Consider the following 14,532-nt stretch of genomic DNA (forward strand, 5'->3'; position numbering starts at 1 on the left):
TACGCCGGAATTAATTTTTAATCTGACACAGGTAGAACATTATGGTTAGCACAACAGATATTAAGAATAATGTTGATAATACCCCAATAATAAAACGGGTTGCTTCTGCCTCTGCCATAGGCACCGCTGCGGAATATTACGATTTTTTTGCTTATGGCACCGCAGCGGTGCTCTTTTTTGGCCACCTTTTTTTCCCGAGCAGCGATCCGCTTATTAGTACGCTTGCCGCCTTTGCCACTTATGCCGTCGGTTTTTTAGCCCGTCCTTTAGGCGGTATTGTCTTCGGCCATATTGGCGATAAAGTCGGGCGTAAAAAAGCGCTGGTTATTACTATCCTTATCGTCGGGCTGGGCACATTTTGTATTGGCCTGCTGCCGACCTATGAAAAGATCGGTATATGGGCGCCTGTGTTATTGATTTTAATAAGGGTATTACAAGGTTTTGGCGTGGGCGGCGAGCAGGCGGGCGCGGTACTGATGACTGCCGAATATTCCATGCCGGCGCGGCGCGGCTTTTTTTCAAGCTGGGTACAGATTGGCGCGCCGGCAGGCTTCCTTTTACCTATGGCGTTGTTCGCCTTGTTGAACAGTTTTCTCTCGCCGGACGCTATGATGGATTACGGCTGGCGTATTCCGTTTTTACTCAGCGCTTTGCTGGTCATTGTCGGGTTGTTTATTCGGTTGCGCATTGATGAATCCCCCGTATTTGCCCAAATAAGAGAAACCAAAGCCGCGGAATCACGACCGGTTATTGAGGTTATCCGTAATTATCCCGGTATTGTCACAAAAGGCGTCTGCGCAAAATTAATCGAAGCCTGCACGTTCGCTATGTTTACCGTAATCGTACTGGCTTACGGTAAAGCAAATAATCTGAACGCCACTATTCTCATGGACAGCATGATTGTTGCAGTCCTGCTGGAAATTTTTGCTATTCCGGCAATGGGCGCGTTAAGCGATAAAATAGGGCGTAAACCTGTCTATATTGCTGGCGCGTTACTCCAGGTCATAGCCATTATTCCTTTCTTTATGGCTATCAATCAGGATGTTTACTGGCTGACGCAAATGGCGATGATTGTCGTTATTACGCTTGGCCATAGCATGTGTTATGCGCCGCAAGCGTCTTACTTTCCGGAACTCTTTCCTACGCATATTCGCTGTAGCGGTATTGCGCTTATCTGGCAAATCGGCTCGCTGGTGGGAAGTGGGGTGCTTGGCCTGGTGGCGGTTAAAATTCTGCAAATGACCGGTGGGCATTACTACGGCATGGCGGCATATGTCATTGTGCTGGGCATTGTCTCCATCATTGGTTTGCTTACCATGCCGGAAACCGCCCCGAAGCGGCGTAAGGGTGAATACCAGCGCTGGGAACACTAGTTACCAGGAGACGGCGTTTCATAAATCACCGGGATGCGCCCGCATCCCGGCAGCCAGCCAGAACCCGCGCGTTCATTGGAAAAGCTCATTCCGTAAAAGCTGTCACACAACTTTTTATGATGTTGTACCAATCGAGCAAAGGTTAATACAAATCAAAGTCTACAACCATACAAGATGTAATCTGACCTGGTCTTTTCATTCACCCTGGATTATAAAATGGAAAAGAGTCTCTTAACGGCAAAGGCTATTCTGCCTGCCTATAACCGCAACCGTTTGACAACCCGCATTGTGCACCTCGGCTTTGGCGCATTTCATCGCGCCCATCAGGGTGTTTACACCGATATTCTCGCGGCGGAGCACAACAGCGACTGGGGCTATTGCGAGGTCAATTTAATCGGCGGCGAACAGCAGATTGCGGATCTCAATCATCAACAGTGTCTGTATACCGTGGCGGAGATGTCGGCCGACGCCTGGCGCGCCCGCGTCGTCGGCGTGGTGAAAACAGCGCTGCATGCGCAGGTCGACGGGTTTGCGCGCGTCATGGAGGCGCTGTGCGAACCGCAGGTCGCTATCGTCTCGCTGACCATTACCGAAAAGGGTTATTGCCACGCGCCGGCAACGGGGCAACTGATGCTGGATAATCCGCTGATTGCCGCCGATCTTAAAAATCCGCAGCAGCCGAAATCTGCGCCGGGCGTCATCGTCGCCGCGCTGGCGGCGCGCAGGAAGATGGGCCTTGCGCCTTTTAGCGTTATGTCATGTGACAACATGCCGGAAAACGGTCATGTCACCCGCAACGTGGTGCTGGCTTACGCCCGCGCGCTGGATGCGGATTTAGCAGAATGGATTGCGCAGAACGTCACGTTCCCCTCCACGATGGTGGACCGCATTGTTCCCGCCGTCACAACCGAAACGCTGGATAAAATCGAACAGCTCACCGGCGTGCGCGACCCGGCGGGCGTTGCCTGCGAGCCGTTCCGCCAGTGGGTGATTGAAGATAACTTTGTGGCGGGCCGTCCGGCGTGGGAAAAAGCCGGCGCGGAGCTGGTTAGCGATGTCGTGCCGTTTGAAGAGATGAAGCTGCGCATGCTCAACGGCAGCCACTCATTCCTGGCCTACCTCGGCTACCTGGCGGGTTATCAGCACATTAATACGTGCATGGAAGATGAGAATTTCCGCCGCGCCGCACACGCGCTAATGCTGAAAGAGCAGGCGCCGACATTAAACGTGCAGGACGTGGATCTGGCACACTACGCCCGTCTGCTGATTGAACGTTACAGCAACCCGGCGCTGCGCCACCGCACCTGGCAAATCGCCATGGACGGCAGCCAGAAGCTGCCGCAGCGCTGGCTCGATTCCATTCGTTGGCACCGGGCGAACGGCAGCCGCCACGATCTGCTGACGCTCGGCGTGGCGGGCTGGATGCGCTACGTCGGCGGCGTGGATGAGCAGGGAGAAGCGATCGACGTCTGCGATCCGCTGCTTGACGCCATTCAGCAGGCGGTACGCAACAGCGAGGAGGGCGACGCGCGCGTTAAGGCGCTGCTGGGGTTGAAGGCTATTTTCGGCGACGATCTGGCGACGCAGCCGGAGTTTGTCGCGCAGGTCAGCGAAGCATATAAGTTACTGCTGGGGAAAGGGGCGAAAGCCACGGTGGCGCAGTACGCGAAAGCGCTTTCCTGAGGCCGTTGGCAATGCCGTCTTTGGGCGGCATTGTATGCTGCACCGCGCCGCTTCATCTCTTTCAGCGTCTAAAACAGCGTAAGGCCAACACCCGAAAATGGCGGATAAAAAAGAGCGGGGAGCGTGAGAAAAAATGCCGCCGCAGCGGCATTCACCACGATTAATGCAAACCGAGACGAATCAGCTCAACCGGTTCAAATTTACCTTCGCAACCTTCCACTTCCACCGTTTTGGCGCGGCGAACCTGCTCGGCGCTCAGGCCTTCGCTGTGAATGGCGGTAATCACGCCGGTCTGCCCGGTGCCGCTTACCATGACGCGGCTGCCGGTAGTGATTGCATTGCGGTTACGATCGTATGTCATCATTGTGGTTTCTCCTCTGAACGATTGTCGGCAATTCAGACGAGCCCCATTTTAAAAAGCGAGCGGCGAAAAACGTTAATCTCGATCAAAACCGACGCATTTGTGTGATGAATATCACAGGCGTTACTCTTCGCTGAACCAGTCGCGGTTTTCCTGACGGATTAGCTGCACCGACTCGCTTATCTCCTGCAAATGTACGCGCATGGCGTCATCTGCGGCCTGCGGGTCGCGTTTTTCCAGAGCGTGAAAAATATCGGCGTGCTGGCGCAACAGCATTTCCGGCGGGGAAACATGGTCAAGGCTCATGTAGCGCACCCGGTCGATCGCCGCTTTGATGTTTTCCACCGTATCCCAGGCGAGCTGACAGTCCGCCATCTGGGCGAGCTTATGGTGAAACTCGTCGTCAAGCAGGAAGAAATCGTTAAGCTGTTTGCGGTCAATGGCGGTGCGTTGCTGGTTGAGATTTTGCTCCAGCTGGTAGAGGTCAGCATCGGTAATCATGGTGGCGGCGCGCTGCACGACCGCGCGCTCAATCGCCTGGCGGACAAAACAGCCGTTGCGCACCTGGGAGAGCGAGATTTTATTCACAAAACTGCCGCGTTGCGGGCGAATTTGAATCAGGCCGTTTTCCGCAAGCTTAATGAACGCTTCACGCACCGGCTGGCGCGAAACATCAAAGCGCACCGAAACCTCTTTTTCCGAAAGCGGCGTACCAGGGGGAATAAGGCAGTGGACGATATCGCGACGCAGAATGCGATAGATCTGTTGGTTCACCGGTTGGGTGGGGTTAAGCGGGGTTTCAGCGGCCATCGATTTCTACTTTTTCAGCGAGTAACCGATTCAATTTACCATTTTTTTATTACCCCGCCCATACCCGGCCCGGGCGGCCGGGGAGGGAAAGCGATTTATGCTTTGCGGTGAACGCTAAGCCCGGCGTAAGTCTGGCTGACCGGCATCATCTCCAGCGTGTTGATGTTAACGTGCGCAGGCAGGGTGGCGACCCACCAGACCGCCTCGGTTACATCTTCCGGCGTCAGGGCGTTGGTATTTTCATAGGTTTTGCCCGCTTTATCATCGTCGCCTTTAAAGCGTACGTTAGAGAACTCGGTGCCGCCCACGAGACCCGGCTCGATATCGGTCACGCGAACCGCCGTGCCATGCAGGTCGGTGCGCAGGTTAAGGCTGAACTGGCGAACAAACGCTTTGGTCGCGCCATAGACATTCCCGCCCGCATAAGGCCAGCTGCCCGCCGTTGAGCCCAGGTTGATAATGTGACCGCGGTTGCGCTCTACCATGCCCGGCAGCACCGCGCGGGTCATATAGACCAGCCCCTTGTTGTTGGTATCGATCATGGTTTCCCAGTCTTCCACGCTCGCTTTATGAGCGGGTTCCAGACCCAGCGCCAGGCCCGCGTTGTTAACCAGCACGTCGATTTCGCGCCACTCCAGCGGCAGGCTGCTCAGCATCTCTTCGATAGCGGCGCGGTTGCGCACGTCGAGCTGCGCGGTAAAGAGGTTATCGCCAAGCTCATCTTTGAGCTCCTTTAACCGCTCCTGGCGGCGCCCCGTGGCGATGACTTTATGACCATTTTGAATAAAACGACGGGTAATGCACTCACCAAAACCTGCCGTCGCACCGGTAACCAGAATAATCATCTCTCTGTTCCTCAACGCTTTTTGTGTCGTATTACCTTAGCACGCCCATTCCGCTGTCGGTCAAGGAAGTTTAAGTTTCCCCACGTCTTGCCTTGCGATGGTGCAAATGCGCGCTTAACGCGCAGCGCGATGGTGCAGCGTCAGCGCGCCATGTTAAATCGAAATCGATTGCTTATTTTAGCAACCGTTTGCCACCCTGTAATTGCTGGGGTTTGTTGCGCAACGAGGCTTAAAATCACGCATCTTGCTGTTATATAAGGAGATTAATAAAAAACAAAACTGGCATCGACTTTGCAAAAGCTTTCTTATCAAGTCACCTGCGACGTACACATAAAACGCATACGATGAGGAATTGCTATGGCGATGCCCTGGACCACGGCCATTCGCGGCCACTTTTTCGATATTACCGCCGTAGCGGAGGGGGCGGAGGCGATTGCGCAACGCGCCCGCAATATAGAGGATGGCCTGCTGCTGCTCGACGAAGGGCGCATCGTCAGCCTGTTGCCCTGGGAAGAGGGGCGCGCGCAATTGCGCCATGAGCAGGATTATCTCGACTATCGCGGCAAGCTGATTGTCCCGGGGTTTGTCGACAGCCATATCCACTACCCGCAGACCGAAATGATTGGCGCCTACGGCGAGCAACTGCTGACATGGCTTGAGAATTACACGTTTCCGGTCGAAGGGCAGTATCACAGCCCGGATCACGCGGCGCGGATGTCCGCTTTTTTCCTGAATCAACTGCTGGCGAACGGCACGACGACCGCGCTGGTCTTTGGCACCGTGCATCCGCAATCGGTAGATGCGCTGTTCAGCGCCGCGCAGAGGCTTGAGATGCGCCTTATCGCCGGCAAAGTGATGATGGACCGCAACGCGCCGGACTATCTCACGGAAAGCGTGGAGCAGAGTTACCAGCAAACGCGTGAACTTATCGAGCGCTGGCACAATAACGGACGGCTTGGCTATGCGCTGACGCCGCGCTTTGCGCCCACGTCGTCGCCGCAGCTGCTGGCGGCGGTCCAGGCGTTGCGCGAAGCGTATCCCGACACCTGGCTGCATACCCATTTAAGCGAAAACCTGGACGAAGTCGCCTGGGTCCAGGCGCTGTGGCCGGAGCATGAAAGCTACCTTGGCGTCTACCATCATTACCAGCTCACCGGCAAACGCAGCGTCTTCGCCCACGCCATTCATTTAGCGGAGCAGGAGTGGGAGTGTCTGCGCAACACGGACTCTTCGGTGGCGTTCTGTCCCACCTCCAATCTCTTTTTAGGCAGCGGGCTGTTTCGCCTGCAGACCTGTCAGCAAAAGCGGGTGCGTATGGGCATCGGCACCGATGTGGGCGCAGGCACGACGTTCAGCATGCTGCAAACGCTTGGCGAAGCCTACAAAGTAGCGCAGCTGCAAAGCTACCGGCTCTGCGCCAGCGAAGCGTTTTATCATGCCACTCTCGGCGGGGCGCATGCGCTGGATCTGGATGACAAAATCGGCAATTTCCAGCCTGGCAAAGAAGCGGATTTCGTGGTGCTCGACCCGGCCGTCACGCCGCTGCAAACGCTGCGCTTTAACAACAGCCGCGACATTTACGAAAAGCTCTTCGTCCTGATGACCCTTGGCGACGACCGCAACATCTGGCGCACCTGGGTGAACGGCAAATGCGTCTGGCAACGTGACGCGCTGGAGGTGGCGGCATGATCCGTTTTCTGCAAAACCAGACGCTCGTTACGCTGGAAGAGACTGACCCGAATACCACCGTGCTCAACTGGCTGCGGGAAACCGCCCGGCGCAGCGGCACCAAAGAGGGCTGCGCCTCAGGCGACTGCGGCGCGTGCACCGTGGCGCTCGGGCGCGTGGAAGCGGGACGGATGCGCTATGAAACCGCCAATAGCTGCCTGCTGCTGGTAAGCCAGCTCAACGGCAAACAGCTGCTGACGGTAGAAGACCTAGCGCACAACGGCGCGCTGCATCCGGTTCAGCAGCATTTTGCCGATAATCACGCCTCGCAGTGCGGCTTCTGCACGCCGGGCTTTGTGATGTCCGCCTTTGCGCTGCAAAAGTCAGGGGCGGGGAGCGACCGTCGCACCGTAGAGCAGCACCTCGGCGGCAACCTCTGCCGCTGTACCGGCTACCGGCCGATTATCGAAGCCGCGCAGCGCGCCTGCGCGCTCAGCGAGCCCGATATCTTTACGCAGCAGGAGGCGCAGACCGTGGCGCGGCTACAAGCCTTAGCGTCTCACGCCACCGATGAACTGGCATGGCGCAACCGCGTACTTGCGCCCAAAACGGTGGATGAGCTGGCATCGCTCTGTCAACGCCATCCGCAGGCCCGTCTGCTGGCAGGCGGCACCGACCTGGCGCTCGCCATTACGCAGCAGCACCAGACGCTGCCGCTCATGATTTCCCTGGGCGAGGTGGCGGAACTCAGGCGCATCGATGTTGACGATGAGCGGGTTGTTATCGGCGCTGCGGCAAGCCTCAACGCCTGCCGCGAACGGCTTGGCGATATCATTCCGGCTTTTAGTCAGTTGCTGGAACGTTTTGCTTCTCAGCCAGTGCGCAATCAGGGCACCGCAGGCGGCAACCTGGCGAACGCCTCACCCATCGGCGACATCGCGCCGCTGCTGCTGGCGCTCGACGCCACTCTGATATTGCGTTGCGGCGAGACGCAGCGTCGTTTGCCGCTGGATGATTTCTTCCTCGGTTACCGTAAAACCGCCTTGCAGGCTGGCGAGTTTATTGAAGCGATCACCATTCCTTTAGTGACGGTGTCACCTTTGTTTGCCGCCTGGAAAGTCTCTAAGCGGCATGAGGATGATATTTCCACCGTCTCTGCGGCGTTCAACATTCATATTGAAGAGGGCGTGATTACTGCCGCGCGGCTTGCCTTTGGCGGGATGGCCGCCGTGCCCGCCCGGGCGCTGAACGCCGAAGCGGCGCTTATCGGCCAGCCCTTCACGCGTGAATCTCTTGACGCCGCGGGGCGTGCGCTGAGTCTTGATTACCAGCCGCTAACCGATTTTCGCGGCAGCGGCGCTTACCGCCTGGCCGTCGCCCAAAACTTGCTCAGACGCTTTTACCTGCAACAAGCGCAACCCGCTGCGCTGGAGGTCTCTTATGTCTACTAACCCTGTGCGGCTTTCGGAACAGGCGCTTATCGAACAGTTCCGGCGCGAGCTGGCGGGCGGCGTCGGGCGCAGCCGCAAGCATGAAAGCGCGGATAAACAAGTGTGCGGCCAGGCGGAGTATATCGACGATAAGCTTGCGCCGCCGGGTCTGCTGCACCTGTGCCCGGTGCTGAGCCCGCATGCCCACGCCAAAATTTTGCATGTGGACACGGCGCCTTGTTACGCCGTTTCGGGCGTGGTGCGGGTGTTTAGCTGGCAGGATGTGCCGGGCGAGCTGGATATCGGCCCGCTGGCGCCTGGCGACCCGCTGTTCGCCAGAGAGAAAGTGGAGTACCACGGGCAGGTGGTGTTAATGGTGGCCGCGCAAACCCCGCAGGCGGCCAGAGCGGCGGCGCAGGCCGCGGTGATTGATTACGAGCCGCTTGAGGCGGTGCTGGATGTTGAAACCGCGCTGGCGCGGGAAAGCTATGTAGAGGCGCCGCATGTTCAGCAGCGCGGCGACGCTGACAGCGCGCTGGCCCGTGCGCCGCACCGCCTTCAGGGCGCGTTTCATATCGGCGGCCAGGAGCATTTTTATCTGGAAGGGCAAATTGCCATGGCGCTGCCCGGCGAAGACGGCGCCGTGCAGGTTTTCTCCTCCACGCAACACCCGACGGAGGTACAAAAGCTGGTGGCCTCGGTGCTGGGCCTTACCATGAATAAGATAACGGTCGATATGCGCCGTATGGGCGGCGGCTTCGGCGGCAAGGAGACCCAGGCGGCGGGTATCGCCTGTCACGCGGCGCTGGCGGCGGCGCTTACCGGCAGGCCGGCAAAGCTGCGGCTCGCCCGGCGTGACGACATGCGCATCACCGGCAAGCGCCACCCGTTTTTTGTTCGCTACGATGTCGGTTTTACTGACGAAGGGGTGCTGCACGGCGTGAAAATCGAGCTTGCCGCCAACTGCGGTTACTCGCTCGATCTCTCCGGCTCTATTTGCGACCGGGCCATGTTTCATGCCGATAACGCTTACTATCTGGGCGATGCGAAAGTGACGGGCTACCGTTGTAAAACCAACCTCGCCTCCAATACCGCCTATCGCGGCTTCGGCGGGCCGCAGGGCATGGTGGCGATTGAACAGATTATGGACAGCATCGCCCGTAAGCTGCATCTCGACCCGTTAATGGTGCGCCAGCGCAACTATTACGGGGGCGAGGGCCGTGACGTGACCCACTACGGCCAGACGGTGCGGCAAAATTTACTGCAGACGATCACCGGGCAGCTTATGCAATCTGCCGATTACGTTACGCGCCGCGAGCGCATCGCCGCGTTTAACGCTCACAGCCCGGTGTTGAAGCGTGGGCTGGCGCTCACGCCAGTGAAATTCGGCATCTCGTTTACCTCCAGTTTTCTCAACCAGGCCGGGGCGCTGATCCTTATCTATACCGACGGCACCGTACAGCTTAACCACGGCGGCACTGAAATGGGGCAGGGGCTGAACACCAAAGTGGCGCAGGTCGTGGCGGATGTGCTGCAACTGCCGCTGGAAAACATTCAGGTGACCGCCGCCAGCACCGGCAAAGTGCCCAATACGTCGCCTACGGCGGCCTCTTCAGGCGCCGATCTCAACGGCAAGGCGGCGGAGATAGCCGCGTTGACGCTGAAAACCCGGCTGGTGGAGATGCTCTGCCGCCTGCATAGCTGCGAGCCGCAGGAGGTGCATTTCAGCAACGGCGTAGTGAGCGCGGCGGGGCGTTATTTCAGCTTTGCGGAAGTGGCGAACCTGGCCTGGCTCAACCAGGTGCCGCTCTCCGCCACCGGGTTTTACAAGGTGCCGGGCATTCATTACGACCGCCAGGCGGGGCGGGGCGAGCCGTTCTATTACTTCTCCTGGGGCGCGGCCTGTTCGGAGGTGCTTATCGACACCCTGACCGGCGAGTACCGGCTGCTGCGCACCGACATCCTGCACGATGTGGGCAACTCGTTGAACCCGGCTATCGACATCGGCCAGATTGAGGGCGGATTTGTGCAGGGCGCGGGCTGGCTCACTACCGAGGAGCTGGTATGGGACGATACGGGCAGACTGGTGACGGACAGCCCGATGAGCTACAAAATCCCCGCCATCAGCGACGTGCCGCCTGTGTTGAATGTGCAACTGCTGGCGCGCCATGCTAACGCCCAGCAGACGGTCTACCGCTCGAAGGCGGTGGGCGAGCCGCCGTTTATGCTGGGGATTTCTGTCTGGTGCGCGATACAGGACGCGATAGCAAGCGTTAGTAGTTACAACATACACCCTCATCTGGATACCCCGGCGACCCCGGAGCGCGTCTTCTGGGCTGTGCAGGCGCAGCGGGAGGGGACAGATGCATTTTGACGACTGGCTGGAGGTGCTGACCGACCTGCGAAAAAAACGCGAGCCGTGTGTTTTACTCACGCTGCTGGACGAGAAAGGCTCGGTACCGCGCAGCGGCGGCACCAAAATGGTCGTCACCCGCGACGGCTGCTTTTTAACCATCGGCGGCGGCAATCTGGAGCACCAGTGCGTGCAGATTGCCCGCGAAATGTTGACGAACCGCGAAACGCGTCCGCGCTGCGAGCCGTTCCAGCTTGGCGCCCGGGCGGGGCAGTGTTGCGGCGGCATGACTACAGTGCTGTTCGAACCGCTGCTGCGCCCGCAACCCGAGGTTATCGTTTTTGGCGCAGGCCACGTCGGCCAGGCGCTGGTGAGCCTGCTCGCCACCTTGCCGCTTTGCATCACCTGGGTGGACGAGCGTGAAGGACAGTTCAGCCATATTCCCGCCGGCGTGGCGACGCGCCAGATGGAAGAGCCTGTTGATGCGGTAACGCAAAGCGCGGCGGGCAGTTATTACGTGGTGATGACCCATTCTCACCCGCGCGATCTGGAACTCACCGAGGCCATACTGAAACGCGGCGACGCGAAATATGTCGGGCTTATCGGCTCGCAGACGAAGCGCCAGCGTTTCGATTATCGCCTCGCCGGCAAAGGACTCAGCGAGGCGCAGCTTGCACAGCTGCGCTGCCCGGTGGGGCTCCCGGATGTTAAGGGCAAGCTGCCGGCGGAGATAGCCGTCGCTATCGCCGGAGAAATCATTGCTGTTTATCAGGGGGATGCATAAGCTAGCTTAATCCTCACTGCATAAACGGGAGTGACCATGCTGGAGCAAAACCCTTTTTTTGAAACAAGCACGCTGCCTTATGAAGCGCCGCGTTTCGATGTGATAACCGATCAGCACTACCGCCCGGCGTTTGATGAGGCGGTGCGGCGCAAGCGCCAGGAGGTCGCCGCTATCGCCGCGAACCCGCATGCCCCGACATTTGAAAACACCTGCCTGGCGCTTGAGAAGAGCGGCGGCATGCTCGGGCGCGTCAGCAGCACCTTTTTCGCCATGACCTCGGCGCATACCAACGACTACCTGCAAAAGCTGGATGAGGAATTTTCCGCCGAGCTGGCGGAGCTGGCCGATGACACTCACCTCAACGCCCACCTTTTTTCCCGCCTTGATGCGGTTTACCAGCAGCGGCATGAGCTGGGTCTGGATGCGGAATCGCGTCGTCTGCTGGAGGTCGTCTGGCAGCAGTTTATGCTCGCGGGCGCCACGCTTGGTGAGGAGCAAAAAACGCAGCTAAAGGCGCTTAATAAAGAAGCGGCGCAGCTCACCAGCCAGTTCAATAATCGCCTGCTTGCCGCCACCAAAGCGGGCGGACTGATAGTGGACGATGCGCAGGCGCTGACGGGCTTAAGCGAGGCGGAAATACTCGCGGCCCGGGAGGCGGCGAAAGAGAAAGGGCTGGAGGATAAATGGCTCATTCCCTTGCTAAATACGACCCAGCAGCCCGCGCTGCAGTCGCTGGCAAACCGCGCGACGCGCGAAGCGCTGTTTAAGGCGGGCTGGTCGCGCAGCGAAAAAAATGACGCTAACGACACCCGTGCGATCGTTTCCCGCCTTGCCGAACTGCGCGCCGCGCAGGCTCAACTGCTGGGCTTCGACGATTTCGCCAGCTGGAAAATCGCCGACCAGATGGCCAAAACGCCGGAGGCGGCGCTGCGCTTTATGCGCGGCATCGTGCCTGCCGCCACGGCCCGCGCCCGCCAGGAGCTGGCGGATATTCAGCAGGTGATTGATGAGCAGCAGGGCGGTTTTCAGGCGCAGGCCTGGGACTGGGCCTTTTATGCTGAGCAGGTGCGCCTTGCGAAATACGATCTCGATGAAGCGAAGATTAAGCCTTACTTCGAGCTGAACCGCGTGCTCACCGAAGGGGTGTTTCGCACGGCAAGCGATCTGTTCGGCATCACTTTCACCGAGCGTTTCGACATTCCGCCCTATCATCCGGACGTGCGGGTCTGGGAGATTTTCGATAAAAGCGGCGAGGGGCTGGCGCTCTTTTACGGCGATTTCTTTGCCCGCGACAGCAAAAGCGGCGGGGCGTGGATGGGCAACTTTGTCGAACAATCCACCCTGTTCGCTACCCGACCGGTGATCTACAACGTCTGTAATTACCAGAAACCGGCCGCGGGGCAGCCTGCGCTTATCTCCTGGGATGATGTTATTACGCTGTTCCATGAGTTTGGCCACACGCTGCACGGGCTGTTTGCCCGCCAGCGCTATGCCACGCTCTCGGGCACCAACACGCCGCGGGATTTTGTCGAGTTTCCGTCGCAAATCAACGAGCACTGGGCGAGTCATCCGCAGGTCTTTGCCCGCTATGCCCGTCATTACCAGACCGGCGAGCCGATGCCCGAGGCGCTGCGGGAAAAACTCTTGCGCGCCGCGCAGTTCAACAAGGGCTACGATATGACCGAGCTGCTGGCCGCCGCGCTGCTCGATATGAACTGGCACAGCATTGCGCCGCAAACAAAGGTGGGCGATGTAGCGCGTTTTGAAGCTGCCGCGCTTGAAAAAGAGCAGGTGGCGCTGCCCGCCGTCCCGCCGCGCTATCGCAGCAGCTATTTCGCGCATATCTTCGGCGGCGGTTATGCGGCGGGCTATTACGCCTATCTCTGGACGCAAATGCTGGCGGACGATGGCTACCAGTGGTTTGTGGAGCAGGGCGGATTAACGCCTGAGAACGGCCAGCGGTTCCGCGATGCGATTTTATCCCGCGGCAACAGCACGGATTTAGAGGCGCTTTATCGCGACTGGCGCGGCCACGATCCGCTTATCGAGCCGATGCTGAAAAACCGTGGGTTAAGTGAGTAAGCCGCGTTCCCCTGTAAAATTAAAACCGGGCAGCAGGCCCGGTTTTTTTATCTGTTAGCGCAATAATCAGCAAGTAAGAAAGTCTATTAATGTTAAATCAGAGAAAAAAAGAATAAAGGTAGATTTTGTCTTTACCGGGCGCCTTGTAACACTCACCTTATAAAACCGTTAACCCTACTTTCCAGCCTGCATTCCAGCATAATCTCAAGCAGGACGGCTTAATATTTGTACTGGATCAATTATCAGGCATACAAAGCTACAAAAAATGGTAGGGGTAGTCTTATCTCGCTTGAATGTTAGCAGTGCTTTTTTAATGATTAGCAGGTCTAAAACTGCAATTATAAAAGAATGATAAATTTATTTAAACTGTTTGGCTTTGTCTTGTTGTTAAGCCACACTTTTAACGCTACAGCACAACAACATGAATATAACGTATGGTATGAAAAAGATGCCGTTTTATATAATGTTACCCAAAAGGCTGACGGTAGCCCGGTTATGGTAAGTATCTCACAGCCCGGATTTAAGACTGCAAACCTTACCATCTCTTATCTATCATCAGGCAAATGCCCGGCAGAGCCAAGCCAGCTTGAGGTTGACAGGCGGCAAATTCCTTCCCGATATGTGTGTTCACAACAAGGGGCAGATAAAATAGAGCACTTCCTTGTCGGAGATGCAGGGTGCGTAAACTCACTGGTAAAAAAACTCAACACCAACGCTTATATCCTGCTGCAAAAAGATATTAAAGTTCTGGCGAGTAATATAAGAACGCCGAGATACGGCATGGGTTCGCCTTTCTGACATTTTTAAAATATCCGTTGCGGACCTTTATAAAGAAAAGAGGGTGATATTTTACACTCAGCGCCGTAATAGCGTTGCTAAGTGAAATCGGCAGCAACACCCTGGTATTTACGTCAGCGTTATTCACATTGATATAGCGTTACCGTTGTTAAAAATAACGCATAATAACCACCTTCACATGCATTCATTCCAGGTCGGCTGAGACCAATTTGTCCGTTCCCGGGAGCGATTAAACCCCATGCTCTGGCAACGAAAACGACGCGGGTCACGGTGTCGCTATAAAAATTGCTTTCAGGCTTATTATGCAGGAATGCAATAATTACCCCGGTTAAGCGATACGACTCA

At 57.2% G+C, this 14,532-nt stretch carries 11 protein-coding genes; 8 read left to right on the forward strand and 3 right to left on the reverse strand.

Annotated features, from left to right (window positions below; translation table 11 throughout):
* The first annotated feature begins 41 nt into the window (after positions 1 to 41).
* The gene (locus IEX01_RS06225) at positions 42 to 1,373 is read left to right on the forward strand and encodes an MFS transporter (protein WP_024557092.1); all 1,332 of its coding nucleotides are present in this window, start codon (positions 42 to 44) and stop codon (positions 1,371 to 1,373) included.
* Positions 1,374 to 1,589: 216 nt separating this feature from the next.
* Positions 1,590 to 3,056, forward strand: coding sequence for a mannitol dehydrogenase family protein (locus tag IEX01_RS06230; RefSeq protein WP_188723462.1), 1,467 nt, complete (start codon positions 1,590 to 1,592; stop codon positions 3,054 to 3,056).
* A gap of 160 nt (positions 3,057 to 3,216) precedes the next feature.
* Here the strand turns inward: IEX01_RS06230 and ydfZ are convergent, their stop codons facing one another.
* The 3 genes from ydfZ to ydfG all read right to left on the reverse strand — a co-directional run bounded on the left by ydfZ (position 3,217) and on the right by ydfG (position 5,072).
* On the reverse strand, positions 3,217 to 3,420 hold the full coding sequence (ydfZ, locus tag IEX01_RS06235) for a putative selenium delivery protein YdfZ (protein ID WP_024557090.1): 204 nt from the start codon (positions 3,418 to 3,420) through the stop codon (positions 3,217 to 3,219).
* 120 nt (positions 3,421 to 3,540) lie between these two features.
* Positions 3,541 to 4,227, reverse strand: a complete 687-nt coding sequence (locus IEX01_RS06240; protein WP_024557089.1) for a GntR family transcriptional regulator — start codon at positions 4,225 to 4,227, stop codon at positions 3,541 to 3,543.
* Positions 4,228 to 4,322: 95 nt separating this feature from the next.
* Positions 4,323 to 5,072, reverse strand: coding sequence for a bifunctional NADP-dependent 3-hydroxy acid dehydrogenase/3-hydroxypropionate dehydrogenase YdfG (gene ydfG / locus IEX01_RS06245; protein ID WP_024557088.1), 750 nt, complete (start codon positions 5,070 to 5,072; stop codon positions 4,323 to 4,325).
* Positions 5,073 to 5,429: 357 nt separating this feature from the next.
* Here ydfG and guaD point away from each other — a divergent pair, with 357 nt between their 5' ends.
* The 6 genes from guaD to IEX01_RS06275 all read left to right on the forward strand — a co-directional run bounded on the left by guaD (position 5,430) and on the right by IEX01_RS06275 (position 14,187).
* Positions 5,430 to 6,761 carry a guanine deaminase gene (gene guaD / locus IEX01_RS06250; RefSeq protein ID WP_024561092.1) on the forward strand — a complete coding sequence of 444 codons (1,332 nt, stop codon included), beginning with the start codon at positions 5,430 to 5,432 and terminating at the stop codon, positions 6,759 to 6,761.
* Positions 6,758 to 8,191 (forward strand): xanthine dehydrogenase small subunit, encoded by a 1,434-nt coding sequence (xdhA, locus tag IEX01_RS06255; protein WP_188723463.1) that lies wholly within the window; start codon positions 6,758 to 6,760, stop codon positions 8,189 to 8,191. Before guaD ends, xdhA begins: the two co-directional genes overlap by 4 nt.
* Positions 8,181 to 10,544: a xanthine dehydrogenase molybdopterin binding subunit gene (xdhB, locus tag IEX01_RS06260; RefSeq protein WP_188723464.1), complete on the forward strand. Its 2,364-nt coding sequence runs from the start codon at positions 8,181 to 8,183 to the stop codon at positions 10,542 to 10,544. The genes xdhA and xdhB overlap by 11 nt, the downstream gene beginning before the upstream one ends.
* A complete protein-coding gene (gene xdhC / locus IEX01_RS06265) occupies positions 10,534 to 11,307 on the forward strand; it encodes a xanthine dehydrogenase accessory protein XdhC (protein WP_188723465.1) in 774 nt (257 codons plus the stop codon). The genes xdhB and xdhC overlap by 11 nt, the downstream gene beginning before the upstream one ends.
* A 36-nt stretch (positions 11,308 to 11,343) precedes the next feature.
* A complete protein-coding gene (dcp, locus tag IEX01_RS06270) occupies positions 11,344 to 13,389 on the forward strand; it encodes a peptidyl-dipeptidase Dcp (RefSeq protein ID WP_188723466.1) in 2,046 nt (681 codons plus the stop codon).
* 348 nt (positions 13,390 to 13,737) lie between these two features.
* Positions 13,738 to 14,187: a hypothetical protein gene (locus IEX01_RS06275; protein WP_188723467.1), complete on the forward strand. Its 450-nt coding sequence runs from the start codon at positions 13,738 to 13,740 to the stop codon at positions 14,185 to 14,187.
* The last annotated feature ends 345 nt before the right edge of the window (positions 14,188 to 14,532 follow it).

Source organism: Franconibacter daqui (assembly GCF_014644275.1).
GTDB lineage: Bacteria > Pseudomonadota > Gammaproteobacteria > Enterobacterales > Enterobacteriaceae > Franconibacter > Franconibacter pulveris.

Coding starts and splice junctions, on each gene's coding strand:
- IEX01_RS06225 (WP_024557092.1), top strand. CDS start 42: ATGGTTAGCACAACAGATATTAAGAATAATGTTGATAATACCCCAATA.
- IEX01_RS06230 (WP_188723462.1), top strand. CDS start 1,590: ATGGAAAAGAGTCTCTTAACGGCAAAGGCTATTCTGCCTGCCTATAAC.
- ydfZ (WP_024557090.1), bottom strand. CDS start 3,420: ATGATGACATACGATCGTAACCGCAATGCAATCACTACCGGCAGCCGC.
- IEX01_RS06240 (WP_024557089.1), bottom strand. CDS start 4,227: ATGGCCGCTGAAACCCCGCTTAACCCCACCCAACCGGTGAACCAACAG.
- ydfG (WP_024557088.1), bottom strand. CDS start 5,072: ATGATTATTCTGGTTACCGGTGCGACGGCAGGTTTTGGTGAGTGCATT.
- guaD (WP_024561092.1), top strand. CDS start 5,430: ATGGCGATGCCCTGGACCACGGCCATTCGCGGCCACTTTTTCGATATT.
- xdhA (WP_188723463.1), top strand. CDS start 6,758: ATGATCCGTTTTCTGCAAAACCAGACGCTCGTTACGCTGGAAGAGACT.
- xdhB (WP_188723464.1), top strand. CDS start 8,181: ATGTCTACTAACCCTGTGCGGCTTTCGGAACAGGCGCTTATCGAACAG.
- xdhC (WP_188723465.1), top strand. CDS start 10,534: ATGCATTTTGACGACTGGCTGGAGGTGCTGACCGACCTGCGAAAAAAA.
- dcp (WP_188723466.1), top strand. CDS start 11,344: ATGCTGGAGCAAAACCCTTTTTTTGAAACAAGCACGCTGCCTTATGAA.
- IEX01_RS06275 (WP_188723467.1), top strand. CDS start 13,738: ATGATAAATTTATTTAAACTGTTTGGCTTTGTCTTGTTGTTAAGCCAC.